The following is a 23,584-nucleotide window of genomic DNA, read 5'->3' on the forward strand; positions in this document are numbered from 1 at the left end:
GACCGTGCCGGAGTGGCTAATCTGCGCCGAGTGAAGCTGCTCGCCGACACCGAACCCCTGCGTAATCGCGACTATCGCAGGTTGTGGACGACCAATATCGTCACCGTCATCGGCGCGCAGCTTTCGGTGGTCGCGGTACCGCAGCAGCTGTTCCAGATCACGGGCAGCTCCGGCTACGTGGGCCTGGCCGGCTTGTTCGGCCTGATTCCGCTGGTGGTGTTCGGACTCTGGGGCGGTGCGCTCGCCGATGTGATGGACCGGCGCACCCTGCTCGTCTTCACCACGGCGGGCACCGGTCTGACCGCGGTCGCGTTCTGGGCGCAGGCCGCGCTCGGCCTGAACAATGTGTGGCTGGTGCTCGGGCTCTTCGCCACCCAGCAGGCGTTCTTCGCGGTCAACCAGCCCACCCGCAGCGCCCTCATCGCCCGATTGCTGCCGCCGGAGCAGATGGCCTCGGCCAGTTCGCTGAGCATGACCGTGCAGAACGTCGGGATGATCGCGGGGCCGGTGCTGGCCGGTGTGCTGATCCCCGTGATCGGCCTGCCGATGCTGTATCTGATCGACTCGATCGCCCTGCTCGCGACGCTGTGGGCGGTGTGGCGACTGCCCCCCTTCCCACCGACCGGCGAGCAGCGCCGGGCCGGGCTGCGCGCCGTACTCGACGGGTTCCGCTATCTCGGGGGTCAGCGCATCCTGCTCGCCTCATTCGTCGTCGACATCATCGCCATGGTGTTCGGCATGCCGCGTGCGCTGTTCCCGCAGATCGCGCACGAGACCTTCCACGATCCGGCCGAGGGCGGGGTGGCGCTCGGCCTGCTGTTCGCGGCCATCGCGGCGGGTTCGGTGATCGGCGGCGTGTTCTCCGGGTGGATACCGCGGGTGCGCAGGCAGGGGCTGGCGGTGATCGTGTGCATCGCGCTGTGGGGTGTGGCGATGGTCGGCTTCGGGCTCGCGGTGGGGTTGGCCGGGCACTGGTTCGGACTGGGCGTGTGGCTGTGGATCGCCGTGGCCTTCCTGGCGTTCGGCGGCGCGGTCGACATGGTCTCGGCGGCGTTCCGCACGGCCATGTTGCTCAACGTGTCCACCGACGAGATGCGGGGACGGTTGCAGGGCGTGTTCATCGTGGTCGTCGCAGGTGGGCCGCGAATCGGTGACGTTGCCCACGGTTTCGCGGCGGCCAGCATGGGTACTGCTGTAGCGGCTGCCGGTGGCGGCGTCCTGGTGGTGATCGGAGTGGTGCTCGCCGCGCTGGCGTTCCCCGCCTTCGTTCGCTACCGCGTCACTCGCGCACCCTCGACCGTGGCCGCGAATTGACTTGTGCGGCAATCGGATTCAAGCATCGGTTTCGCACGTCGGACAATCGTTCGACACCGCCGCGTCGAGGGTACGGAAAACGGGATCGGCGCAGGTCCCCGGCCCTGCGCCGACCTCACCGCCGCACGTGACCGGTGTGAGAACAGGACAGGACAACCCTGATTGCTCGTCCTGACCGAACAACAGCTAGCGTTAGCGCAAGCGCACCTGTGCCGACCGCACCGGTGCCTATGGTTCTAGCCTGAGAGGGATCCTTCCGTGCCCGCTGAGAACATCACCAACGTCACCGAAGACGCCAAGGCGGTACTCCAGTACCCCGGTGGCGAGTTCCCGATCTCGGTCACCAAGGCCGCGGAGGGTAACGACGGGCTCGACTTGGGCAAGCTGCTGGCCAGCACCGGTTACGTCACCTATGACCCCGGTTTCATGAACACCGCGTCGACCAAGTCGGCCATCACCTACATCGACGGTGAAGCGGGCATCCTGCGCTACCGCGGTTACCCGATCGACCAGCTGGCGGGCCGCTCGACCTTCATCGAGGTCAGCTACCTGCTCATCTACGGCGAGCTGCCGACCCAGGCCCAGCTCGACGACTTCACCGATCGCATCCGTCGCCACACCCTGCTGCACGAGGACCTGAAGCGGTTCTTCGACGGCTTCCCGCGCAACGCGCACCCCATGCCGGTGCTGTCGTCCGCGGTGAACGCGCTGTCGGCGTACTACCAGGACTCGCTGGACCCGCGCGATCCCGAGCAGGTCGAGCTGTCGACCATCCGCCTGCTGGCGAAGCTGCCGACCATCGCGGCCTACTCGTACAAGAAGTCGGTCGGTCAGCCGTTCCTCTACCCCGACAACTCGCTGTCGCTGGTCGAGAACTTCCTGCGGATGACCTTCGGCTTCCCGGCCGAGCCCTACGAGGTCGACCCCGAGGTCGCCGCCGCGCTCGACATGCTGCTGATCCTGCACGCCGACCACGAGCAGAACTGCTCCACCTCGACCGTGCGCCTCGTCGGCTCCTCCGACGCCAACCTGTTCACCTCGGTGTCCGGTGGCATCAACGCGCTCTGGGGCCCGCTGCACGGCGGCGCGAACCAGGCCGTGCTCGAGATGCTCGACGAGATCAAGGCCAGCGGCGGCGACGTCAAGGAATTCATCCGCAAGGTCAAGAACAAGGAAGACGGCGTGAAGCTCATGGGCTTCGGGCACCGCGTCTACCGCAACTACGACCCGCGCGCGACGCTGGTCAAGCAGGCCGCCGACAAGATCCTGTCGAAGATCGGTGGCGACGACCAGCTGCTCGATATCGCCAAGCAGCTCGAAGAGGCCGCCCTCACCGACGACTACTTCGTGTCGCGTCGTCTGTACCCGAACGTCGACTTCTACACCGGCGTCATCTACCGCGCCATGGGCTTCCCCACCCGCATGTTCACCGTGCTGTTCGCGATGGGTCGCCTGCCGGGCTGGATCGCGCACTGGCGTGAGATGCACTCCGAGCCGCTGAAGATCGGTCGCCCGCGTCAGATCTACACCGGCTACGGTGAACGCGACTATCGTGCGATCGACAACCGCTAGTTTCGAATCAGCTGTTGTTGGCAAACTTGTTGGGTACAGCAATCTATCGAAGGGGATAGCCCGCATGACCAAGCCGGAGATCGAATTCCAGGAGGGCCCCGCGCCCACCGAGCTCGTCATTACCGACCTCATCGAGGGCGAAGGCAAGGAAGCGGTGCCCGGTGGCACCGTCGAGGTGCACTACGTCGGCGTCGAGTTCGATAACGGTGAGCAGTTCGACTCCTCCTGGGATCGCGGCGAATCCATCACCTTCCCGCTGCGCGGCCTGATCCAGGGCTGGCAGGACGGCATCCCCGGCATGAAGGTCGGCGGCCGTCGTCAGCTGGTCATTCCGCCGGAGCTCGCCTACGGCGGCGCCGGCTCGGGCCACGCCCTCTCCGGCAAGACCTTGGTCTTCGTGATCGACCTGCTCAACGCGAACTGATACCAGTTCTTCGGCCCGTGTCTCCCCAGGGAGACACGGGCCGTTGCTGTTTCAGGGGTAGGAGATCGGTCTCTCGAGCCGCCGGGTAATGTGCCCCGCGTATGACGGAGCCCCGATGGCTCCCGTGTGATTCGTTTCCAATGCGTTGTCCATGACAGTGACTTGTTCGATTCGCCCGGGGCCGGGTTCTTCGGGAGTTTCGGGAGGGAGATTCTCGATCATGTTCCAACACAAGGTTGTTCGCCGCGCGCTGGCCGTGGCGCTGCCCGTCGCGGTGGCGGTGAGTCTGGCCGGCGTCTCGTCCGCGGAGGTCGATCAGCAGACGCGGTACGCGGCGGGATTGTCGAGTGCGGGGGAGGGCTATCGCACCACGGTCGCGCCGGACCTGCGCACCGTTTCCGCCTCGGTCGACGAGGGCCGGTTCCTGCTCGCACCCGACCGGGGCCGGGTCATCGTCGAGTCGGCGACCGGCGATCCGATCGGGGAGGTCCCCACCTCGTTCACCACGGTCAGCGGCAATGTGATCGCCATGGCGACCGAGATCGCGGCTGACGGGCGAAGCATGACGGTGACGCCGCGGCCCACCTCGGAGGCGAGCGACGAACTGAAGACCATCGCGACCACCCCCACCGCGAAATTCCCCGACCCGGTCCAGAACGCCGCCGCCATCGGCGCCGGCATCGGCGCGCTCATCGCCGCCGTCGTCTGCATCCCGATGATCACCACGATGATCCTCTACCTGCCGTGCGTCGGCCTGGTGGGTCTCCCGAACGCCTTGATCGGCGCGTTGATCGGCGCGGTGGTCGGAGTGGCCGCACCGACCATCGTCCCCCAGGTCCTGCCCTGACCCTGAAAACCACTGCGGCCCGGTCGGATCCACCGACCGGGCCGCGGTGCTTTCACTCCCGGACGACTTCGACGGGGTCGGTGAGGGCCAGGGCGAGGGCGGATTGTTGGGACTGGCCTCGTGGGGGGAGGGCTTCGAGGGCCTTGCCGGTTTGGGTGTTGAGGTTGCCGACGATGTTCTGTAGGGCGCCTACGCCGCCGGTGAGTTGTTCTACGGCCGAGAGGAGTTGGGCGCCGCCCTGTTCGGCGAGGGTGGGCAGGCCCTTGGCGAGTTCGGCGCCCTGGGTGAGTTGGTCGCGGGCGCTGTTGAGGCGGGCGACGACGGTGCGCAGGAGGGTGCCCAGGTCGGTGTTGGGATCGACTGCGGCGCCCGTCAATTCGCTGAGGCCGTCCAGTTGGGTGCCCGCCTGGTTCGACACTCCTCGTAGTGCTTCGAGTTTGGTGATGATGTCGGTGAGTTGGGGGTCGCCCGCGAAGGGGAGGGCCTTCAGCAGCGGCAGGATCTGGTCGAGGCCGGAGCCCATGGCCGCCGCGCCGGCTTGGACGCCTGCGATGGTGACGCCGGTGGCGCCGAGGGCATCGGCCAGCTGGGTGGCCTGCTTGGCGGCGCCGTCGACGGTCTGGTTCAGCAGCTCGATGGCCGAAGTGAGTTGGCCCGCGCCCTCTTTCGCATAGTCGAGGAACCCGAGCATCTGTTCCGCACCGCCGCTGAACTGGCTCGCGCCGTCGGCGGCGGCGTTCACGCCCGCGCTGAGCAGCTGCGCGGTGAACTGGACGGAGGTCATCTGGTTGCGTGCCTGCGAGACCGCGGCCAGCGCGGCGTCGACGCCGGACGCGCCGATCCGGTGGGTCACCACGTCCACCGCGCCGTTCACGGTGTTCACGTCGGCGCCCTCGTGGCTGGTGACGGTGACCTTGGCGCGCTTGGGTTCCGGGGTGGCGAGGGTGGCCATCGACGCGGTGAGATCGGCGGGCAGGGTGATCACTGCGGCGAAATCGTCTTCGTCGATCTCTCCGGGCTTCGCGACCGTCCATTCGTAGCCGCCCGCGTCCTGCACGGCCTTGGCCACGCGCTCGCCGGTGGGCCCGGAATCGGCGTTGACGAGCGCCATCCCGGTCGGCGTCGCCTCCTTGCCCGTGCAGGCGACAGCACCGCCCGCCAGCGCGAGGGCAGTGGCAAGGCAGAGCAGACGCGCGCGTTTGTCGATCACATCGGTGAAGGTATCCCCGGATTCCGGTGCCGGAGATGGGAGATGTCTGAGAGTTCTTTGAGGAAGGGCCGGTCGCCGGTAGCTGTCGGTGTGCCGGCCGAGCGGGGTGAGCGGTCGCTCATCGATAGCTGGCTTTTCAAACTATGCCTTGTGTCACAACGGGTTACGCAATCCTGTGGTGGTTCGGTACAACTCTCGAGTCAATCGACATCGAGATTTTTTCGATTCGTCCGGGGGGTTCGGGGATTCTTCGGAAGCATCGGGAGGGAGCACCGAATAATGTTCAAGCACACCATCACTCGCGCCGGTCGCCGCGCGGTCTTCGCCGCACTGCCGCTGGCCGTCGCCGCCTCGCTCGTCACCACGGGCACCGCGGCCGCCGACGTCACCGTCGAGCGCCAGGGCGAGATCGCGACCGCGCTCGGTAGCGAGGGCGTTTCCGAGGGCGTCGGCTACAAGACCGTCGTCTCGCCGGACCTGCGCACCATCTCCGCGACCGTCGACAACGGCACCTTCGTGCTCTCGCCCGACTCCGCCAACGTCGCCGTCATCTCCGCCACGGGCGCCAAGGTCAGCGAGTTTCCGCTGACGCTGGCTACCGCGGGCGGCAACAACGTCGCGCTGGCTTCGGTCATCTCCGAGGACGGTCGCACCCTGCAGATCGCCCCGCAGCTGTCCGCCGCCACCACCGACGAGCTGAAGAGCATCGCCACCAACCCCGAGGCCGGCAACCACGACCCCGTCCAGAACGGTGCGGCCGCCGGTGCCACCGTCGGCTTCCTGACCGCGGCGATCCTGTGCATTCCCGCACTGGCCGCGTTCATCATCGGCTACTTCGTCTGCGCGTTCACCTCGGGCGTCTCCATGGCGATCACCGGTGCGGTGCTCGGCGCGGTCATCGGTCTGGTCATCCCGGATGCGATCCCGCAGGTTCTGCCCTGATCAAAGCTTCAGTCGCTGCGCGTTAACTGTGCGGTAGTCTCGCGAGTGTCTTCACCCGTGCCGGGTCAGGCGCGGAACTCACGAGAGTGGAGGTTCGATGTCCGACACCGACGATGCCAAAGCCAAGGCCAAGGCCGAGGGCGAGAAGATCGAGGCGGAAGCGAAGAAGGCAGCGGCCAACGTGAAGGCTGCTGCCGAGCGCGCGGCGGGCAGAGTGAAGGACGCTTTCAAGAGCGACAAGTAGTAGCGAGCTCGGCCCCGCACCCACCATCAGGATGGGTGCGGGGCTTTCGTGTTTCTACCGGGCCGGGCGAGCGGGCAGGTCGATGACGAGGCGGGCGCCGCCGAGCGGACTGTCCTCGAAGTACGCCAGCCCACCGTGCAACTGGGCCTGTTGGGCGACCAGCGCGAGGCCAAGCCCCGAACCGCCCTTGGCGGCGTTGGTGCCACGGGCGAACCGTGCGAAGACCGCCGCGCGTTCTTCCGGCGCCACTCCGGTGCCGTTGTCGTCGACGGCGATGACGATCCGACCGTGCGGAGTGCGGTGCGCCGAGACGACGGCAGCGGTGGCGCCGCCGTGCTTCACCGAGTTGGTGAGCGCGTTGTCGACGGCGAGGCGCAGGCCGGCGGGCAGGCCGCGGGTCACCAGTTCGACGTCGGTGTCGATGCGCACCGACAGGCCGGGGTTGTGGCGCATGGCGTCGTGGGCGGCCTGGTCGCACAGGTCGGCGACATCGGTGGGGACGTGATCGGTTTCGGCGGTGAGATCGCCGCGGGCGAGCCGTTCGAGCGCGGACAGGGTGGTTTCCACCCTGGTCTCGTTGCGGGCGAGGTCATCGAGGATCTCGCGGCGCTGTTCGTCAGTGAGGTCGAGGGTACGCAGGACCTCGAGGTCGGTGCGGATCGCGGTGAGCGGGGTGCGCAGTTCGTGGGCGGAGACGGCGGCGAAATCGCGGGCCGTCTCCAGGGCGGCAGCGGTCTCGGCCTGTGCCTGGTCGACGCGGGCCAGCATGGTGTTCACCGCGTCGGCCAGCTTCACCGCCTCGTCGACACCGGAGCCGTCGACCGGTCGATCGTGCTCGTCCGGCTCGCCGCCCGCGCTGCGGGCCGACACCTGCCTGGTCAGCTTCACGATCGGGCCGACCGCGCGCCCGGCGAGCAACCAGCCCAGCGCCGCCGCGGCCGCCACCGCGATCGCCGCACCCGCGAGGACCCAGCGCTGCTGGTCGTCGGTCGCCTTGGCGGCCTCGGTGGTCGGAATCGCCAGTGAGACAGTGCGGCCCGTGGGCTGGTTCTCGGTGGTGGTCAGCACCCGATAGGGCTGGCCGTGCAGCTCGACGGTCTGCGAGCCGGGGGGCAGGTCCGGCAGTTGGGTGGAGCTCGACGCGGTCACCTGGCCGTCGTCGCGCACCGTGAGCGCCATGGTGTTCTGCAGGCCGGTCAGGTTGACGAAACCGGTTGCCAGCACCGGCTCGATCAGCACGATGCGCGAAGCGATTTCCAGTTGCTGATCGGTTTGGGTCACATTATTGCGTTCGATTGCTTGGAAACCCACGAAAGCGGCGATCGTGACGATGATGACCGCACCTGCCGCAGCCGCTCCGGCGACTCTGGTCCGGAGCGAAAACGATTGTCTGCGACGATGTTTCAGCGGAGGTTCGGGGATCATTTCGATTCCCGGAGTACGAAACCCACCCCGCGAATCGTGTGCAAAATCCTTGGCGTGTCATCTATTTCGAGTTTCCTGCGCAGGTATCCGACGAACACATCGACCACATTCGTATCTGCTATGAAATCGTAACCCCACACCAATTCCAGCAGTCGCTCGCGCGTCAACACCACACCGGCATTCCGGGCGAGCGTGGACAGCAATTCGAATTCCCTTTTGGTGAGCTCGATTTCGCGTCCACGCAGGAGAGCGCGATATCCCGCGACATCGACCAGCAGCGGGCCGACAGTCAGCGCACCGGGCGCTACGGGGTCGGGCGTGTCGGTGCGACGGCGCAGCAGGGCCTTGATCCTGGCCACCAGTTCGGCGAGCTCGAACGGCTTCACCAGGTAGTCGTCGGCGCCGGATTCGAGGCCCGCGATCCGGTCGTCCACCGAGGCGCGGGCGCTGAGCACGCAGATGGGTACGTCGTTGCCCATCGCACGCAGGGCGGTGACGACCCCCGCACCGTCGAGGACCGGCATGTTCATGTCGAGGACCACCGCGTCGGGCGCCTGCTCGGCGACGGCTCGCAGCGCGGCGCCGCCGTCGCGCGCGACCAGCACCCGGAACCCGGACAGTCGCAGGCCACGTTCGACCGAGGCGAGAACGTCCTCGTCGTCATCGACCACGAGGACCGTAGAGGAAGTCACGAGGGTGATCTTAGGTGGTCACGGGGTCGGGGAAACCGGGTCGTTGTCCTGTTCGGGGGTGGCGGTTGTGGTGAGGCTGCCGAGCGGGGGGTTGGCGAGGATGCGGTCGGCGAGGGCCGTCAGGACGTGGGGATCCTCGATGGTCGCCGGGGTTTCGACGTGTTCGCCCGCGGTGAGCTGACGGATCGTCTTGCGCAGGATCTTGCCCGAGCGGGTCTTGGGCAGGCCGGTGACGATGATCGAGTCGTGCAGGGTGGCGATCGCACCGATCTGGGCGCGGACCCGGTCGTCGAGTTCGGCGCGCAGTTGCTGCTGGTCGATGTCGACGCCCTGCTTGAGCACCACATACGCCAGCGGCAGGCTGCCCTTGAGTTCGTCGGGCATGCCGATCACCGCGCATTCGGCGACGGCCTCGTGCCCGGCGATGGCGGCCTCGATGCTGCCCGCCGACAGTCGGTGCCCGGCGATGTTGATCACGTCGTCGCTGCGGCCGAGGACGTAGAGGTAGCCGTCTTCGTCGAAGTAGCCGGAGTCGCCGGTGAGGTAGTGGCCGGGGAAGGCCGACAGGTACGAGCGGATGAAGCGTTCCCGGTCGCGCCACAACCCGGTCAGGCAGCCGGGCGGCAGCGGCAGCCCGATGACGATGTTGCCCTCGGTTCCGGTGGGCACCGCGTTGCCGTTCGCGTCGAGTACCCGCAGCCGGTAGCCGGGCACCGGCACACTCGCCGAACCGGGCTTGACGGGCAGTTCCTGCAGGCCGAGCGGGTCGGCGCAGATCGGCCAGCCGGTCTCGGTCTGCCACCAGTGATCGATCACCGGGGTGTCGGGATGCTCGGCGAGCAGGGTGCTCGTCGCCCACTCGAGGGTGGCCGGATCGAGCCGCTCGCCCGCGCAGAACAGCGCGCGCAGCCGGGACAGGTCGTAGCGGTTGGCCGCGGTGGCGTCGGGGTCGGCACGGCGGATCGCGCGCAACGCGGTGGGCGCGGTGAACAGCACCCGCACGTCGTGCTCGTCGATGATCCGCCAGAACGCGCCCGCGTCGGGGGTGCCGACGGGCTTGCCCTCGTAGAGCACCGTCGTCGCGCCGACCAGCAGGGGCGCGTAGACGATGTAGGAGTGGCCGACGACCCAGCCCACATCGGAGGCGGCCCAGAACACCTGACCAGGGCCGACGTCGTAGATGTTGCGCATCGACCAGGCCAGCGCCACCGCGTGTCCGCCGTTGTCGCGCACCACGCCCTTCGGCTTTCCCGTGGTGCCCGAGGTGTAGAGGATGTAGAGCGGATCGGTGGCGGCCACCGAGACCGGATCGGCGGGCGCGACGCCGTCGACGCAGGCATCCCAATCGACCCAGCGGGCGGCGACGGTCTGCTCCGAGGACGGCAGCACGTCGGTGGCGGGCAGGGCGGCGGGGAACTCGATCGTGGTGAACTCGGGTCGCTGCTTGACGATCACCGTGCGCACCGACGCGGTCTCGGCGAGGTCGAGCGCGGCCATCACGATCGGCGGGTAGTCGATCCGGCGATGGGGTTCGAGCCCGCCCGAGGCGGTGACGATCAGGACCGGCTCGGCGTCGTCGATGCGGGCGGCGAGTTCGGGCGCGGCGAACCCGCCGAACACCACCGAGTGCACCGCGCCGATGCGGGCACACGCCAGCATCGAGATCACCGCTTCGGGGATCATCGGCAGATAGATCACCACTCGATCACCGGCCACCACACCGAGATCGCGCATGGCCCCGGCGAACTCGGCCACTTTGTCGAGCAATTCGGCGTAGGTGTAAATCGTGGTGGTGTCCGTCATAGCGGAGACATATATGAGGGCGGGTCGATCAGCGTGTCCACCCTCGTCGACAGTGCCCGCTCGGACGTGGCGGTCGAGGGCGTTCACGCAGGTATTGAGGCGGGCGTCGGGGAACCATCGGGCCGATCGCTTATCGGCGGCATCGACGATCTGCTGGGGTTCGACATCCCACTCGATGCTCTGAGCTGCGGCGGACCAGAAGTCGGCTGGGTCGACCAGGCTGGTCTGATAGACCGGCCGGTACTCGTGTTCGGTGTCCAACCCCGTGACTCCCTAGCCTCGCTTCGATGCCCGCTCGATAGATCCAGATGATTGTGGCAGACTTCACGCGACACCCGAGGGGGTGCCGCGACCTTTGGTTTTGCCTACAACGGGCTGGTCATGGAGCGGACCTCGACCGGGAGTCAGCCAAGAAGTTATTGATCCGTTAGAATCCGATGTCACTTATTCGGGCAGTCGTAGACGCAATTTCTCGGCCAGCCGTAGTTCTCGGCCAGCAGCCACTGGCGAGCCACCATCGCGCCTGTGGAGGTTCGCCTCAGGCGTACGGTACGAGGCCAGTTTGGAAAGTGAGTGGGAGATGCGTGACGCCGCTAGGTCCGGCAGTAAACGCTGGGCGCTCGGCAACTGGGACCTGCGTTGGAAGGTTACGGCCGTGCTTGCCGTGCCACTCGCGGTCGCGGTCGGGCTCGGCGTGTCGAGAATTACCTCGGAGTTCTCGGAAGCCAACCGGCTGTCGAGCATCAATGAGCAGATCGACACGATTCCTGCGGTCACCGCGCTGAGCGCGAGCACCGCGAAGGTCGCAGGCAGCCAGATAGTGCCCGCAGGCCCCGGAATCAGCTTGGTCACCGAGAAGGACCTCACCGAGCTCGACGCCGCCATCGCTTCGGCCGAAGTCGCCCACGGCAAGTTGATCGATCTGCCGAAGGCGCACTCCGCGCTGGAACGGATGATCACCCAGGCCAAGACGGTGCGTGGGCAGGGCACGGCGTTGACCACGTCGGCCGAGCCCGCGCTGGCCTCGGTCGAGCAGATGCGTAAGGAAAGCGTCGACATCGTCGAGACGACCGTGGCGCAGGTGAGCGATCCAGTGATGGATACGGCCAAGCTGCGACTGGTCGACTCTCTCAACACCCGCTCGCTCCTCGTCGACGAGCTCGCCGGGCTCTCCGAGATGCTGCGTGGTCTGCCGACCGGATCGCAGAATTTTCTCACCGGCGTCAGCACCGAGAACCACCTGCTCGAAGTGCTCGCCATCCGCTTCCCGGCCGGTGACCGGGTCATCGCCGACCTGAAGGCACAGGCCGACGTCCGGAAGAACCTGATCAGCAGTCCCGAAGTGCAGGCAGGCAAGTTGCCCGTCAGCGACCTGCGTACTTCGCTGTACACCAGCCTCATCGGCTACGAGGGCGTCGTCAACGAGGCCACCAGGGCGATCGAGTCCTCGATGGACGAGCTGGCAGGCGCGGCCGCCACCGGGGCCTGGACCTATACCGCGGTCGTCATCGCGACGATCCTGGCCGCGTTGCTGCTGGCCGTGTTCGTCGCCCGCTCGATGATCGTGCCGCTGCACCGCCTTCGTCTTGCCGCGCTGCGCGTCGCCGAGTCCGATCTGCCGCACGAGGTCGCCCAGCTCCGCAACGGTGCCGCGCCCGAGGACGTGCCGCTGGAGCCGATGCCGGTGCGCTCCGACGAGGAGATCGGCCAGCTCGCCCGCGCCGTCGACGATATCCACGGTCAGGCGCTGCGTCTGGCCAGTGACCAGGCGCAGATGCGTTCGCAGGTCAACGACATGTTCGAGACTCTGGCCCGGCGCTCCAAGTCGCTCGTCGACCATCAGCTCACCCTCATCGAGGCGATGGAGTACGACGAGAAGGACCCGCGCCTGCTCGAGAACCTCTTCCGGCTCGACCACCTCGCCGCGCGCATGCGCCGCAACGGTGACAACCTGCTGATTCTGGCCGGTACCAAGCAGCGCCGGACGAAGTCGGCTCCGGTCGAGATCGCCGACGTGCTGCGCGCCGCGATCTCCGAGGTCGAGGACTACGAGCGGGTCAAGCTCGGCGCCACGCCGCGCGGCTCGCTGGTCGAACCGGCCGCCTCCGACATGGCGCACCTGTTCGCCGAGTTGCTCGACAACGCGCTGCGGGCCTCCCCGCCCGAGACCGACGTCAAGTTCACCTTCGCCCAGGCACACGACCAGGGCCTGCTGATCGAGGTCGCCGACCGCGGTATCGGTATGCCGCCCGCTGAGATGTCGGAGATCAACCACCGGCTCGGCCAGACCGCCGAGCCCGGTCCCGACACCGCCCGCCACATGGGTCTGTTCGTGGTGGGCCGACTAGCCGAGCGCCACGGTCTCACCGTGCGACTTCGCCCGACCTTCGATACCGCCCGCGATCCCGGCGTCACCGTCACCGTGCATGTGCCGGTCGGCCTGATCGTCGCGGTGGCCGGCGGCACCGTGATCCCGCCACAGCAGTTGCAGAAGCAACAGCCGAGCCCGCAGACACCGCCCCAGCAGCAGCCGAACCCGCAGCATCAGCCGAGCACCATGCAGACCCGCGCGATCACCCGCACCCCGGGTGGCAACGTGATGGTCACCGTGGATCCCGGCGTCAGCGGGCCGGCGGGTGCCGGTGGTGGGTTGCCGCAGCGCCAGCCGGGTAACTCGATGGCTGCGGGCGCTGCTCAGGACGCGACCGAGCAGTCGTCGCCGTCGCTGCGCCCGCCCGCGCCGGGACAGACGAACGTGCCGCAGCGCGGCAAGCTCGCCGCGGCGAATCTGCCCAAGCGCAATCTGGCGCCGGGTGTGCCGCCGCGTCCGCCCGCCGGGCCGGGTCAGCAGGGTCCGACCGAGCAGAAGCTCGGTGGATCGCCGCAGGCCGGTGGGTTGCCGCAGCGTCAGCCGGGTGCCAACGGTGCGCCGTCGCGCGACTCCGCGCAGCCGCAGGCTCAGTCGCCGCGTGATTCGGCACCGCCTCAGCGCGATCCGGCACAGCATCGGGGGAGCACCCCTGGTGGTCTGCCGCAGCGTTCGCCGGGCGCCAACGGCGCCCCGCAGCGTGATCCTTCGGTCGGGCTGCCGCAGCGCGACCAGGCACCGCGGCCGCCGCAGCGTGAGCCGACCGGTGGTCTGCCGCAGCGTGACCCGTCGACCGGCCTCCCGCAGCGTGAGCCGACCGGTGGTCTGCCGCAGCGTGATCCGGCCAACGGCCTGCCGCAGCGTGAGCCGACCGGTGGTCTTCCGCAGCGTGATCCGGCAACGGGTCTGCCGCAGCGTGACCCCGCGAGTGCGCAGCGTGATCCGTCGCAGTCGACCGGATTGCCGCAGCGTGGTCAGGCAAGCGCCGCACCGCAGCGTGATGCCACGCCGCCGCAGCGTGATCCGTCGACCGGTCTTCCGCAGCGTGGCAATCCCGCAGGCGGTCTGCCGCAGCGCGATCCCGCGCCGCGTCTGCCGAATCGGGATCAGTCCGGTGGGTTGCCCAGGCTCGATCAGACCGGCGGTCTTCCGCAGCGTGAGCCGACCGGTGGTCTGCCCCAACGTGACCCGTCGACCGGCCTCCCGCAGCGTGAGCCGACCGGTGGTCTGCCGCAGCGTGATCCGGCCAACGGCCTGCCGCAGCGTGAGCCGACCGGCGGTCTGCCCCAACGTGATCCGGCCAACGGCCTGCCGCAGCGGGCCCAGCCCGCCCGTCCGGCCAACGGCCTGCCGCAGCGCGCAACCCCTGCGCCGCAGCAGGATCCGGCCGACAACGGTCTGCCGCAGCGCGCCCCGGCCGTGGGTCAACCGCAGCGGGACGCACCCAACGGACTGCCTCAACGTGCGGCTGCGCCGAATGGGCTGCCGCAGCGCGATCCCGGGGCTAGTGTTGTACCGCAGGCGACCGCCGGGCCAGGAGTGGCTCTGCCGCAACGGGATCGGGACCCTGCGGGGCCGGATAACGCTGCGTCGGCAGGGCGTGATCCGGGTCGGCACAGCTTCCGGTCCAATCCGGTCAAGGCTGCGTCGTTCTTCCAGACCAGGTTGCAGCCGGCACCGGAAGGTGATTCCGTGATGGGCGGAACACCGATCTTCGCGGAGATGATGTCGTCGTGGCTCACGGACGAGAATTCCGACCGGAACCAGATGGCCGCGTCCTTCGAATCACCCGGTGATGACGGCTGGGAGGCTGCTCGCGCGGCGAGCGAAGCCCAGTCCGAGGTGCGTACCGCCGCCGGCTTGCCTCAGCGCAGTCCGGGCGGGAGGCTTGTGCCGGGTGGTGTGAGCGGCACCGCCGATCGCACTCCGCAGCAACGCGATCCCGCCACGATCCGCAACAGCCTGAGTCGTCACCAGCAGGGCGTCCGGGATGGCCGCGCAATGAAGGCAATGAACCTAACCGGAGATAAAGGAGACCGATGAACCCCGATCTAGGTGGTACGAACCGTCAGCTGGATTGGCTGGTTTCGAACTTCGCCAACGAGGTTCCTGGCGTAGCCCATGCCGTCCTGGTCTCGGCTGACGGACTGTTGATGGCCGCGAGCGCTCAGCTCCCGGTCGACCGCGCCGAGCAGCTCTCCGCTGTGACCGCCGGACTTGCCAGCCTGTCCGTCGGCGTGTCGAATCTGTTCGAAGGCGGTACGGTACTCCAGTCCGTCGTCGAGATGGAGCACGGATACCTGCTGCTCATGGCAGTCGGCGACGGCTCATATCTAGCGGTCCTGACCAACACCTCGTGTGACATCGGTCAGGTCGGCTACGAAATGGCACTTCTGGTCGAGCGCGTTGGCCAGACGGTCCAGGCCACGCCTCGCGTCACGATGGGTTCCTGATGGTGGGATGGACATAGACGATCACCGCATGGGGAGCGCCGAGCCCAGCCTCGTTCGCCCGTACTCCTTGACTGCCGGCCGCACCAGGCCGGCGGTCGAGTTGGCGCTGGAGGCACTCGTCGCATCGCATCCGGTCGCCATGGAGCGGCAGTACGAACTGAACAACCTCGAAACGTCCATCGTGGAGTTGTGCAGGCAATCGCCGTCCGTTGCCGAGATAGCTGCCCAGCTGTACATCCCGATCGGGGTGGCCCGGGTACTCGTAGCCGACCTGATCGAGGCCGGTCATGTCCGGGTTTCGGCAACTTTGAAAGACGATTCCAGCGACGATGAACGTCGCGAGCTGATCGAAAGGGTTCTCAGTGGACTCCGGCGTATTTGATTCGACGGCGCAGGTCGACACCCGCACGGCCAAGCCGACTTCGGCGAAGATTGTGGTCGCCGGCGGCTTCGGCGTGGGTAAGACCACGATGGTCGGCGCGGTGTCGGAGATCGTTCCGCTGCGCACCGAGGCGTTGGTCACCAACGCCAGTACCGGAATCGACAACCTGACCGGTATTCCGCAGAAATCGACCACCACGGTGGCGATGGACTTCGGTCGCATCAGCCTCGCCGACGACCTGGTCCTGTACCTGTTCGGTACGCCGGGCCAGTATCGGTTCTGGTTCATGTGGGACGACCTGATCCGCGGTGCCATCGGCGCCGTGGTGTTGGTCGACACCCGCAGGCTCGAAGACAGCTTCGCCGCTGTCGACTACTTCGAGGCCCGCGGGCTGCCGTTCCTGGTGGCGCTCAACGAGTTCGACGACGCGCCGAAGTACCCGCTCGAGGACATCCGCCAGGCCCTCGCGGTTCCCGCCGACGTGCCGATCATGTCGATCGACGCCCGTCGCCGGGAACCGGCCAAGCAGGCCCTGGTCGCCTTGACCGAGTACGCGTTGCGCAAGGTCATGCAGGGCCACTGACGTGAGACGGGGCTGCCGCGATGAAGGCCGCAGCCCCGCCCTCGTTCGGGCCGTGTCCGGTCAGGACTCTGGTTCGGGATCGGGCCGGGTCCAGCCGAGGATCATCGCCGGTGCACAGCCGCCTGCCATGATCGTGGCCAGCATCATCAGTCCGCCCGCGTAGGCGATGTTGTAGGCGTCGGTCTCCGGTGAGAACGTGCTGCCGAAGATCAGGTACGCCAGTGGCGGCATGGTCAGCGACTGGGTGAGCGCGAGCCCCACCGAACGTGCCTTGTTGCGCTCGGTGATCTCCAGTTCGTCGAGCATCTGGTCGGGTGCGTGGTCCTGCCCGCCCGACGCGATCCGCAACATCGTCCAGCTCGGCAGGAACAGCAGCGCCGAGATGAGCGCGATCACGGGCGCGCCGGACAGGTCCAGCGCGCGAATCACCCCCGCGCCCGCGAGCCCGAGCAGTGCGATAGTCACGACGACGACGAGAATCCGCCGTCGACGCAGCGGTCGCCAGCTTCTCAGCATCCCCGAGGTCTGCTGCTCCTGGGCCAGCCAGCGCCGGACGCGGTAATTCTGGTAGCGGTCGATGAGCGTGCTGGTCATGGCATCTCGCCTTTCGTGCGTGGGTAGAGCTCGGCCGACAACGGCCCGAATTCCTTGCGGGAGAACACGACTTCGACCGGCAGCGCGAACACATCGCAGATGCGCATCGCCAGATCGAGGCTCGGGTAGTGATCGCCACGCTCGAGCGCGCCGATCGTCTGGACATTGACGTTGACGGCCTCGGCAAGCGCCGCCCTGCTCATCCGATGCTCCGCGCGCAACACGGCGATGCGATTGAAGATCGGCAGGGTTTCCCCTCGTCTGACTGGGCTCACCTAACAAAGTGTTGTAAAAACACAACAGAAAGTCAAGGTGTGGCAACGCGACGCCACGATTGTGTGAACCACTCGAATCCGGTCCGGCTACGCTCACAGCGTGCATATGTCGGCCGATGACCTGCTCGAACAGTTGCTCGACGCGGACTCTTTCGTGAGCTGGGATCGTGCGCCGATCGAGCCTGTGATGTCGCCGCGTTATCGGCAGGAGCTCGTCGCCGCGGCGGAACGGGCGGGTACCGATGAGGCGGTGTTGACGGGGGAGGGGTTGTTGCGGGGGCGCCGGGTCGCGGTGATCGCCTGTGAGTTCGCGTTTCTGGCCGGGTCGATCGGGGTGGCCGCGTCGGAGCGAATCGTGCGCGCGGTCGAGCGCGCTACCGAACTCGGCCTGCCGCTGATCGCCTCGCCGACCTCCGGCGGCACTCGGATGCAGGAGGGGACAGTCGCTTTCGTGCAGATGGTGAAGATCGCCGGCGCGGTGGCTGTGCACAAGGCGGCGGGGCATCCGTATCTGGTGTACCTACGCGATCCGACGATGGGTGGGGTGTTCGCCTCGTGGGGTTCGTTGGGACACATCACCTTCGCCGCGCCCGGCGCGCTCATCGGATTCCTCGGGCCGCGCGTGTACGAGGCGTTGTACGGCAAGGCTTTTCCGCCCGGCGTGCAGACCGCGGAGAACCTCTATCGCAACGGTGTGATCGACGGAGTGGTGACGGTGGAGATCTTTCGCCGCATCGCGCACCGGGCGATGAGCGTCGCGGGCGGCGCCGTTGTTCCGGTGACGACCGAGCCGGGTTGGGCTGCGCCGGTGCGTAGTCCGGCGACACCGGCGAATCCGACTGCGAGCGCCTGGGATTCGGTGCTCAGCTCGCGCAGGCCGGGCAGACCGGGCATTCGGGACCTGCTTCGCCATACGACGCAACGGGTTCCGCTCAGCGGCACCGGCCGTGGCGAGTCCGATCGCACGGTGCTGCTCGCCCTCGCACGCTTCGCCGGACAACCCTGCGTCGTCTTCGGACACGACCGATCCGGCCAGGAGGGCGAGCACACCATGGGCCCGGCCGCCCTGCGCGAGGCGCGGCGCGCGATGGTCCTTGCACGTGAATTGCGGTTGCCGCTGGTGCTCGTCATCGACACCGTCGGCGCTGCCCTGTCCAAAGAAGCCGAGGAACGCGGCCTCGCTCCCGAAATCGCCCGCTGCCTGGCCGATCTCGTCACTCTCGACACCCCGACGGTCTCCGTGCTGCTCGGTCAGGGCACCGGCGGCGGCGCGCTCGCGCTGTTGCCCGCCGACCGGGTGCTCGCCGCCAGGCACGGCTGGCTCGCCCCGCTGCCGCCGGAAGGCGCGAGCGCCATCGTGTTCCGCGACACCACTCACGCGCCGGAAATGGCTGCGGCGCAGGGCATCAGATCGGCGGACCTGCTCGAAGACGGCGTGGTGGACCAGATCGTCGAGGAGTATCCCGACGCCGCCGACGAACCCGTCGCCTTCGCTCGCCGCACGGTTCTCGCGATCGCCGCGGAACTGGCAGCGCTGCGCACCCACGAGCCCGCCGAATTGCGCACGATGCGGCAGGCTCGATACCGGCGAATCGGACTTGCCGGAGCCGGGTACTGAACCGGGGGCGATCCCCTGACCAGCGCCCCGCTACGAGCGAGGGGGAAACACGCGACGCGCCGTCGTTGACGCCACACCGAACCACTTCTACCTTCGAGAGGGTGACCTTCCGCAGCGAGAGCAGCCCTGTCCCCACCATCGTGCTCAATGACGGGAACGTGATCCCACAGCTCGGCTTCGGTGTGTTCCAGGTGCCCGCGGAAGACGTCACCGGGGTGGTGGCCGAGGCGTTGAAGGTCGGCTACCGCAGCATCGATACGGCCGCGGTCTACGGAAACGAGGAAGGCGTAGGCCGCGCCGTCGGTGAATCGGGGATTCCCCGCGACGAACTCTTCATCACCACCAAGCTGTGGAACGCAGACCAGGGCTACGACAGCACCCTGCGCGCCTTCGATACCAGCATGCAACGCCTCGGCCTGGACTATCTCGACCTGTATCTGATCCATTGGCCGGTCCCGTCCGCCGGACGCTACGTCGACACGTTCCGCGCGTTCCAGGCGCTGAAGGCGCAGGGCCGGATCGGCTCGATCGGTGTCTCCAACTTCCGGGTGATCGACCTGGAGACCCTGATCGCCGACGCGGGCGAGGTCCCCACGGTGAACCAGATCGAATTGCATCCCACGCTTGCCCAGCGTGACCTGCGCCAGTACGGCGCCAATCACGCGATCGCCACCGAGGCGTGGAGCCCGCTCGGGCAGGGCGCGCTGCTCGACAACCCGACCATCGTCGGCATCGCGAAGGAACTCGAGCGCACGCCCGCGCAGGTCATCATCCGGTGGCACCTGCAACTGGGCAATATCGTCATCCCGAAGTCGGTCACGCCGTCGCGGATCGCCGAGAACTTCGACGTGTTCACCTTCGAGCTCGATGCCGAGGCGATGGAGTCGATCAGCCGCCTCGACGCGGGCAAGCGGGTCGGCGGCGATCCGGCCACATTCAGCGTCGGTCTGGACTGATCCCGAGGTAGTCGGTCAGTTCGCGCGCCGCGGCCCGGCCCGCCCGGTTGGCGCCGATCGTGCTGGCCGACGGTCCGTAGCCGATGAGATGGATGCGCGGGTCGACGGCCACCTGGGTGGCCAATCGCCCGGTCATGGTGATCCCGCCGCCGGGTCCGCGCAGCCGCAGCGGCGCCAAGTGATCCAGTGCGCTGCGGAAACCGGTCGCCCACAGGATGACGTCGGCGGCCTGGAAACTGCCGTCCGCCCATCGCACGCCGGTGGGCTCGATCCGCTCGAACATCGGCAACCGCCGCAGCGCACCCCGCTCGCGCGCGGCCCGCAATCGCTCGTCGAGGGGCAGTCCGGTCACCGACACGACCGAGCCGGGCGGCAGTCCCGCGCGTACGCGGTCCTCTACCAAGGCCACCGCGTCGCGCCCGTCTTGCTCGGCGAACGGCGTCTCCCGCCACCGTGGCTCCGACCTGGTAACCCATGTGGTGGAACTCACGAGCGAGATTTCGTCGAGCAACTGCACCGCCGAGATTCCCCCACCGACGACGACCACATGTTTGCCCGCGAACTCGTCGGCGGTGCGGTAGTCGCGGGTGTGCAGTTGGCGGCCCGCGAAGGTATCGGCGCCCGGATAGCGGGGGATGAACGGGTGCTCCCAGGTGCCGGTGCCGTTGATCAGCCCCCGCACACGCAGGGTGCCCGCCCCCTCGGTTTCGACCTGTAGTACCTCGCCGCGGCCCGCGCAGCTCTTGCCATCAGCGGTCCGATCGCACACTACTTTCACCGTCACCTGTCGTTGAACCCGCAGGTCGAAGCGCTTTTCGTAGAGCTCGTAGTAGTGCGGCACCGCGGTGGCCGCTCGCGCCGACTCCGATCCGGCGGGCAGTGTCTCGGCGAACGACATCCCCGGCAGATCGTGCACTCGGTTCACCGTCGTCAAGGTCAGCGACGGCCATCGGAACTGCCAGGCGCCCCCTGGCCCCGGTGCGTGGTCGACGATGCGGAAATCGCGTTCGGGCGCCAGACCCAGCTTGCGCAGGTGGTAACCGGCGGACAGTCCCGCCTGACCCGCACCGATCACCAGGATGTCTGGGGCAGAATAGTCATCGACCACAGCGGTCGATGCTATCGCCTTGCGGGGCGTTGTCGGCGGGCTGTGGCAGAGTGTGAACATCCACGAAATCCGCTGATTCTGGGGAGGATGCATGCTCGGCGTGACTCGCGATGGTGATGTGGTCACCATCGAACTGCAGCGCGAGGAACGGCGCAACGCGCTCAACGACGACCTGGTCGGCCAGTTGCGCGCCGCGGTACTCGACGCGGTGGCGCAAGGTGCGCGCGCCATCGTGCTCACCGGCCGCGGGCCGATCTTCAGCGCGGGCGCCGATCTGTCGGGGGTGTACTCGGAGTCGTTCCTCGGCGGTCTGCTCGACATGCTGCACACCATCGAATCCGTTCCGGTTCCGGTGATCTCGGCGATCAACGGCGGCGCGCTCGGCGCGGGTGTGCAATTGGCGCTGGCCTCGGACCTCCGGGTGATCGAGCCCGACGCCTACATCGCGGTGCCCGCGGCCAAGCTCGGCATCTCGGTGGATCGCTGGACGGTATCGAGGCTGGCGGCCCTGATCGGTGGCGGCCCCGCCCGCACGATCCTGCTCGGCGCCGAATCCGTCTCCGCCGCAGACGCTTACGCCTACGGCTTCGCCAACAAGCTCGGCACGCTCGCCGATGCCAAGGACTGGGCCAAGTCCATCGCGGCACTCGCGCCGCTGTCGCTGCAAGCCATGAAACTGATGCTCAACGACGACGGCACCGGCGATCCGGCGAGCGATCAGCAGCGGGCCGCGTTGGAAGCCGCGTGGAGCAGCGACGATGCCAAAGAGGGCCGCCTGGCCCGACAGGAGAAGCGCCCGGCGAAGTTCGTGGGCCGCTGATGCGCATCACACGCCTGGCGGGTTCGGTGGCGAGCACCTTCGGTCTCGCCTGGGTGGCACGCGCGGTCTGGGGTCTGCCCACCTCGATCGGCGCGAGTCCGTCGGCGATCGCGCCGACCGCGATCGGCAAGTCCTCCTACCGCGACGGCCGTTTCCACAACACCGAGCCGAGCTCCATGCTCGCCGCCGGTGCCGCACCGTCGCTGATCTGGTCGGGGCTCACCAAGGGCAGTATCGGCCGCCCGGCGAACCCTGTCCCACTGGTCACCCCCGCCGTTCCGGAGCAGGCCGCCGACCTCGCGGTCACCTGGTACGGACATGCGAGCGCGCTGGTCGAACTCGACGGCTACCGCGTGCTGGCCGACCCGGTGTGGAGCGAACGGGTCTCCCCGTCCCCGGTGGTCGGCCCGGCCCGTCTGCACCCGGTCCCCGGTGAGCTGTCGCAGGTGCCGCAGGTCGACGCGGTGATCATCTCCCACGATCACTACGACCACCTCGACAAAGCCACCGTCGACGAGCTCGTCCGCACCCAGCTCGCGCCGTTCGTCGTGCCCACCGGCATCGGCGCCCACCTGCGCCAGTGGGGCGTGCCCGAATACCGGATCATCGAGCTCGACTGGGGTGGCTCGGTCTCGCTCGGCCATGACGCCGACGACCGTGGGCTCACCATCACCTGTGCCGAGGCCAGGCATTTCTCCGGCCGCGGCCTGGTCCGCAACACCACGCTGTGGGCGTCGTGGGCGCTGTCGGGCCCGACCAAGCGGGTCTACTTCGGCGGCGACACCGGCTACACGAAGGCGTTTTCCCAGGCGGGCGCGGTGCTCGGCCCCTTCGATCTCACACTGCTGCCCATCGGCGCCTACGACGAGCGCTGGACCGATGTGCACATGAACCCCGAAGAGGCGGTGCGCGCGCACGCCGACCTGTGCCTGGGCGACGCTTCCTACGGACTGCTGGTCCCGATCCACTGGGCCACGTTCAATCTGGCTTTCCACGGTTGGTCCGAACCGGTCCGGCGCTTTGTGTCGGCCGCCGCCGATGCGGGTACTCCGGTGGTAGTGCCCAAGCCGGGCCAGAGGGTGGTTCCGAATGACCTCCCACCACGGGATTCGTGGTGGGAAGATGTGGAGTGACCGTTGCCTGTGGTGAGCGAACACGAGTGAGGCTCCATCAGGCAGCCGCACCTTGAGGTGAAGCGGTCCCCGCCGAATCCAGCTCACGCTGCGTCGGGGTTCGCCCACCATCAAGAGGTAGGTCTCGCCGAGTCGGGCGAGGTTGATCGCGGCATTACGATCACGATCAATCGACAGATCACAAGACTCACAGCTATAGACGCGGTCGGCGAGGGTCAGGTTCAACCCCTTCTTCCGGGCACCGCCCGCGGATCGCATCCCGGCCGCGTTCAGTGTTCCGCGGTGATCACCCGGTACTGCTGGGCCAGTTCAGTGGTGGTCTTGTGGAGAACATCGCGGCGGACTGCGGCGGCCCGCCCGTGCGTGCGGGCGATCCGTGCCGTGGTGGCCCGCCACCGCTTCGATGGCTTCCGCCGGGTTTTCGAAATCGGATCATAAGGGCCCCGCTGACGCGCCGCTCGCTGTTGCAATACCCGCAGCCGGGCCTGCGCGGCAGTCAGGGGTTTCGGCGCTCGAACACGAGCGACCTCACAACCGTCAGGGGTCGCGATCACCAGAAGTGCGTCCGCTTTGACCCCGACATCGACCCGACCACTGGGTGTGGTGACCGGCGAGCATGTGGTTGAACGCGAACCTGGATGCACCGCAATGCGATCGGAGTACCGGTTGTTGTCGCGGGGTGGGGTCGAGCGCGAATCGTTAGGCCTGCATCGTCCATCCGTCAGGGATGTCGAACCTCGACATCAGCGATCAACTCCTTCCCGCTGGGTATCGTTGCTGCTCACCGATAGCGGTTACGATGTCATAGCGGTGAGACATAT

General features: G+C 67.8%; 22 protein-coding genes and 1 pseudogene. 14 read left to right on the top strand and 9 right to left on the bottom strand.

Features of this window, described 5'->3' with window-relative positions; all coding sequences use genetic code 11:
• Positions 1-30: 30 nt before the first annotated feature.
• The 4 genes from OHS03_RS31720 (at position 31) to OHS03_RS31735 (ending at position 4,157) form a co-directional block, all read left to right on the top strand.
• Positions 31-1,314 (top strand): MFS transporter, encoded by a 1,284-nt coding sequence (locus OHS03_RS31720; protein WP_405151498.1) that lies wholly within the window; start codon positions 31-33, stop codon positions 1,312-1,314.
• Between the two features lie 258 nt (positions 1,315-1,572).
• Positions 1,573-2,886, top strand: a complete 1,314-nt coding sequence (locus tag OHS03_RS31725) for a citrate synthase (protein ID WP_082843607.1) — start codon at positions 1,573-1,575, stop codon at positions 2,884-2,886.
• Positions 2,887-2,950: 64 nt separating this feature from the next.
• Positions 2,951-3,310: an FKBP-type peptidyl-prolyl cis-trans isomerase gene (locus OHS03_RS31730; RefSeq protein ID WP_056818595.1), complete on the top strand. Its 360-nt coding sequence runs from the start codon at positions 2,951-2,953 to the stop codon at positions 3,308-3,310.
• 220 nt (positions 3,311-3,530) lie between these two features.
• Positions 3,531-4,157, top strand: a complete 627-nt coding sequence (locus OHS03_RS31735; RefSeq protein WP_328659094.1) for a DUF8020 domain-containing protein — start codon at positions 3,531-3,533, stop codon at positions 4,155-4,157.
• Positions 4,158-4,209: 52 nt separating this feature from the next.
• On the opposite strand, the gene OHS03_RS31740 is transcribed toward OHS03_RS31735, so the two are convergent.
• Positions 4,210-5,367: a YhgE/Pip domain-containing protein gene (locus OHS03_RS31740; RefSeq protein ID WP_328659097.1), complete on the bottom strand. Its 1,158-nt coding sequence runs from the start codon at positions 5,365-5,367 to the stop codon at positions 4,210-4,212.
• Positions 5,368-5,646: 279 nt separating this feature from the next.
• Between OHS03_RS31740 and OHS03_RS31745 the strand changes: the two genes are divergently transcribed.
• Together OHS03_RS31745 and OHS03_RS31750 are read left to right on the top strand one after the other, a co-directional pair.
• Positions 5,647-6,309 carry a DUF8020 domain-containing protein gene (locus tag OHS03_RS31745; protein ID WP_063004788.1) on the top strand — a complete coding sequence of 221 codons (663 nt, stop codon included), beginning with the start codon at positions 5,647-5,649 and terminating at the stop codon, positions 6,307-6,309.
• Positions 6,310-6,406: 97 nt separating this feature from the next.
• Positions 6,407-6,553, top strand: coding sequence for a hypothetical protein (locus OHS03_RS31750; RefSeq protein ID WP_156677508.1), 147 nt, complete (start codon positions 6,407-6,409; stop codon positions 6,551-6,553).
• 54 nt (positions 6,554-6,607) lie between these two features.
• Here OHS03_RS31750 and OHS03_RS31755 read toward each other — a convergent pair whose 3' ends face one another.
• The 3 genes from OHS03_RS31755 to OHS03_RS31765 form a co-directional block, all read right to left on the bottom strand.
• Complete coding sequence (locus tag OHS03_RS31755) at positions 6,608-7,834, bottom strand: sensor histidine kinase (protein ID WP_328659099.1); 1,227 nt, start codon at positions 7,832-7,834, stop codon at positions 6,608-6,610.
• Positions 7,835-7,974: 140 nt separating this feature from the next.
• A complete protein-coding gene (locus OHS03_RS31760; RefSeq protein WP_056818585.1) occupies positions 7,975-8,670 on the bottom strand; it encodes a response regulator transcription factor in 696 nt (231 codons plus the stop codon).
• A gap of 18 nt (positions 8,671-8,688) precedes the next feature.
• Positions 8,689-10,734 (bottom strand): AMP-binding protein, encoded by a 2,046-nt coding sequence (locus OHS03_RS31765; protein ID WP_328659101.1) that lies wholly within the window; start codon positions 10,732-10,734, stop codon positions 8,689-8,691.
• Positions 10,735-11,053: 319 nt separating this feature from the next.
• Here OHS03_RS31765 and OHS03_RS31770 point away from each other — a divergent pair, with 319 nt between their 5' ends.
• From OHS03_RS31770 to OHS03_RS31785, 4 genes are read left to right on the top strand one after another with little or no spacing between them, the layout of a single operon-like run.
• On the top strand, positions 11,054-14,884 hold the full coding sequence (locus OHS03_RS31770; protein WP_328659104.1) for a sensor histidine kinase: 3,831 nt from the start codon (positions 11,054-11,056) through the stop codon (positions 14,882-14,884).
• Entirely contained in the window at positions 14,881-15,294 is a 414-nt protein-coding gene (locus OHS03_RS31775; RefSeq protein WP_011207200.1) for a roadblock/LC7 domain-containing protein, read from the top strand. The genes OHS03_RS31770 and OHS03_RS31775 overlap by 4 nt, the downstream gene beginning before the upstream one ends.
• Positions 15,295-15,301: 7 nt before the next feature.
• The gene (locus OHS03_RS31780) at positions 15,302-15,676 is read left to right on the top strand and encodes a DUF742 domain-containing protein (RefSeq protein ID WP_056818578.1); all 375 of its coding nucleotides are present in this window, start codon (positions 15,302-15,304) and stop codon (positions 15,674-15,676) included.
• Positions 15,657-16,259, top strand: a complete 603-nt coding sequence (locus OHS03_RS31785) for a GTP-binding protein (RefSeq protein ID WP_328659105.1) — start codon at positions 15,657-15,659, stop codon at positions 16,257-16,259. Before OHS03_RS31780 ends, OHS03_RS31785 begins: the two co-directional genes overlap by 20 nt.
• A 60-nt stretch (positions 16,260-16,319) precedes the next feature.
• Here OHS03_RS31785 and OHS03_RS31790 read toward each other — a convergent pair whose 3' ends face one another.
• The gene (locus OHS03_RS31790) at positions 16,320-16,853 is read right to left on the bottom strand and encodes a hypothetical protein (RefSeq protein ID WP_328659107.1); all 534 of its coding nucleotides are present in this window, start codon (positions 16,851-16,853) and stop codon (positions 16,320-16,322) included.
• Entirely contained in the window at positions 16,850-17,128 is a 279-nt protein-coding gene (locus OHS03_RS31795; RefSeq protein WP_056818574.1) for a helix-turn-helix transcriptional regulator, read from the bottom strand. Before OHS03_RS31795 ends, OHS03_RS31790 begins: the two co-directional genes overlap by 4 nt.
• Before the next feature lie 106 nt (positions 17,129-17,234).
• Here OHS03_RS31795 and OHS03_RS31800 point away from each other — a divergent pair, with 106 nt between their 5' ends.
• The gene (locus OHS03_RS31800; protein WP_328664499.1) at positions 17,235-18,746 is read left to right on the top strand and encodes a carboxyl transferase domain-containing protein; all 1,512 of its coding nucleotides are present in this window, start codon (positions 17,235-17,237) and stop codon (positions 18,744-18,746) included.
• A gap of 101 nt (positions 18,747-18,847) precedes the next feature.
• Positions 18,848-19,702 (top strand): aldo/keto reductase, encoded by an 855-nt coding sequence (locus tag OHS03_RS31805; protein WP_056818570.1) that lies wholly within the window; start codon positions 18,848-18,850, stop codon positions 19,700-19,702.
• Here OHS03_RS31805 and OHS03_RS31810 read toward each other — a convergent pair.
• Positions 19,683-20,810: an NAD(P)-binding domain-containing protein gene (locus OHS03_RS31810; RefSeq protein WP_062982533.1), complete on the bottom strand. Its 1,128-nt coding sequence runs from the start codon at positions 20,808-20,810 to the stop codon at positions 19,683-19,685. The genes OHS03_RS31805 and OHS03_RS31810 overlap by 20 nt on opposite strands.
• Before the next feature lie 91 nt (positions 20,811-20,901).
• Between OHS03_RS31810 and OHS03_RS31815 the strand changes: the two genes are divergently transcribed.
• Together OHS03_RS31815 and OHS03_RS31820 are read left to right on the top strand one after the other, a co-directional pair.
• Positions 20,902-21,630 (top strand): enoyl-CoA hydratase, encoded by a 729-nt coding sequence (locus tag OHS03_RS31815; RefSeq protein WP_056818567.1) that lies wholly within the window; start codon positions 20,902-20,904, stop codon positions 21,628-21,630.
• Positions 21,630-22,763, top strand: coding sequence for an MBL fold metallo-hydrolase (locus OHS03_RS31820; RefSeq protein ID WP_056818565.1), 1,134 nt, complete (start codon positions 21,630-21,632; stop codon positions 22,761-22,763). The genes OHS03_RS31815 and OHS03_RS31820 overlap by 1 nt, the downstream gene beginning before the upstream one ends.
• Positions 22,764-23,032: 269 nt before the next feature.
• Here OHS03_RS31820 and OHS03_RS31825 read toward each other — a convergent pair whose 3' ends face one another.
• A complete protein-coding gene (locus OHS03_RS31825; protein WP_407942429.1) occupies positions 23,033-23,317 on the bottom strand; it encodes a hypothetical protein in 285 nt (94 codons plus the stop codon).
• Positions 23,301-23,450, bottom strand: a pseudogene (locus OHS03_RS34750) (helix-turn-helix domain-containing protein); the annotation flags it as partial. The pseudogene OHS03_RS34750 and the gene OHS03_RS31825, both read right to left, overlap by 17 nt.
• Between the last annotated feature and the right edge of the window lie 134 nt (positions 23,451-23,584).

The sequence above is a fragment of the Nocardia salmonicida genome (assembly GCF_036142455.1).
Taxonomy (GTDB): domain Bacteria; phylum Actinomycetota; class Actinomycetes; order Mycobacteriales; family Mycobacteriaceae; genus Nocardia; species Nocardia salmonicida.

Excerpts from the sequence above, each read along its gene's own strand:
- OHS03_RS31730 (WP_056818595.1), top strand. The coding sequence starts at position 2,951 with ATGACCAAGCCGGAGATCGAATTCCAGGAGGGCCCCGCGCCCACCGAG.
- OHS03_RS31820 (WP_056818565.1), top strand. The coding sequence starts at position 21,630 with ATGCGCATCACACGCCTGGCGGGTTCGGTGGCGAGCACCTTCGGTCTC.
- OHS03_RS31775 (WP_011207200.1), top strand. The coding sequence starts at position 14,881 with ATGAACCCCGATCTAGGTGGTACGAACCGTCAGCTGGATTGGCTGGTT.
- OHS03_RS31790 (WP_328659107.1), bottom strand. The coding sequence starts at position 16,853 with ATGACCAGCACGCTCATCGACCGCTACCAGAATTACCGCGTCCGGCGC.
- OHS03_RS31745 (WP_063004788.1), top strand. The coding sequence starts at position 5,647 with ATGTTCAAGCACACCATCACTCGCGCCGGTCGCCGCGCGGTCTTCGCC.
- OHS03_RS31770 (WP_328659104.1), top strand. The coding sequence starts at position 11,054 with ATGCGTGACGCCGCTAGGTCCGGCAGTAAACGCTGGGCGCTCGGCAAC.
- OHS03_RS31815 (WP_056818567.1), top strand. The coding sequence starts at position 20,902 with ATGCTCGGCGTGACTCGCGATGGTGATGTGGTCACCATCGAACTGCAG.
- OHS03_RS31800 (WP_328664499.1), top strand. The coding sequence starts at position 17,235 with ATGTCGGCCGATGACCTGCTCGAACAGTTGCTCGACGCGGACTCTTTC.
- OHS03_RS31735 (WP_328659094.1), top strand. The coding sequence starts at position 3,531 with ATGTTCCAACACAAGGTTGTTCGCCGCGCGCTGGCCGTGGCGCTGCCC.
- OHS03_RS31750 (WP_156677508.1), top strand. The coding sequence starts at position 6,407 with ATGTCCGACACCGACGATGCCAAAGCCAAGGCCAAGGCCGAGGGCGAG.
- OHS03_RS31780 (WP_056818578.1), top strand. The coding sequence starts at position 15,302 with ATGGACATAGACGATCACCGCATGGGGAGCGCCGAGCCCAGCCTCGTT.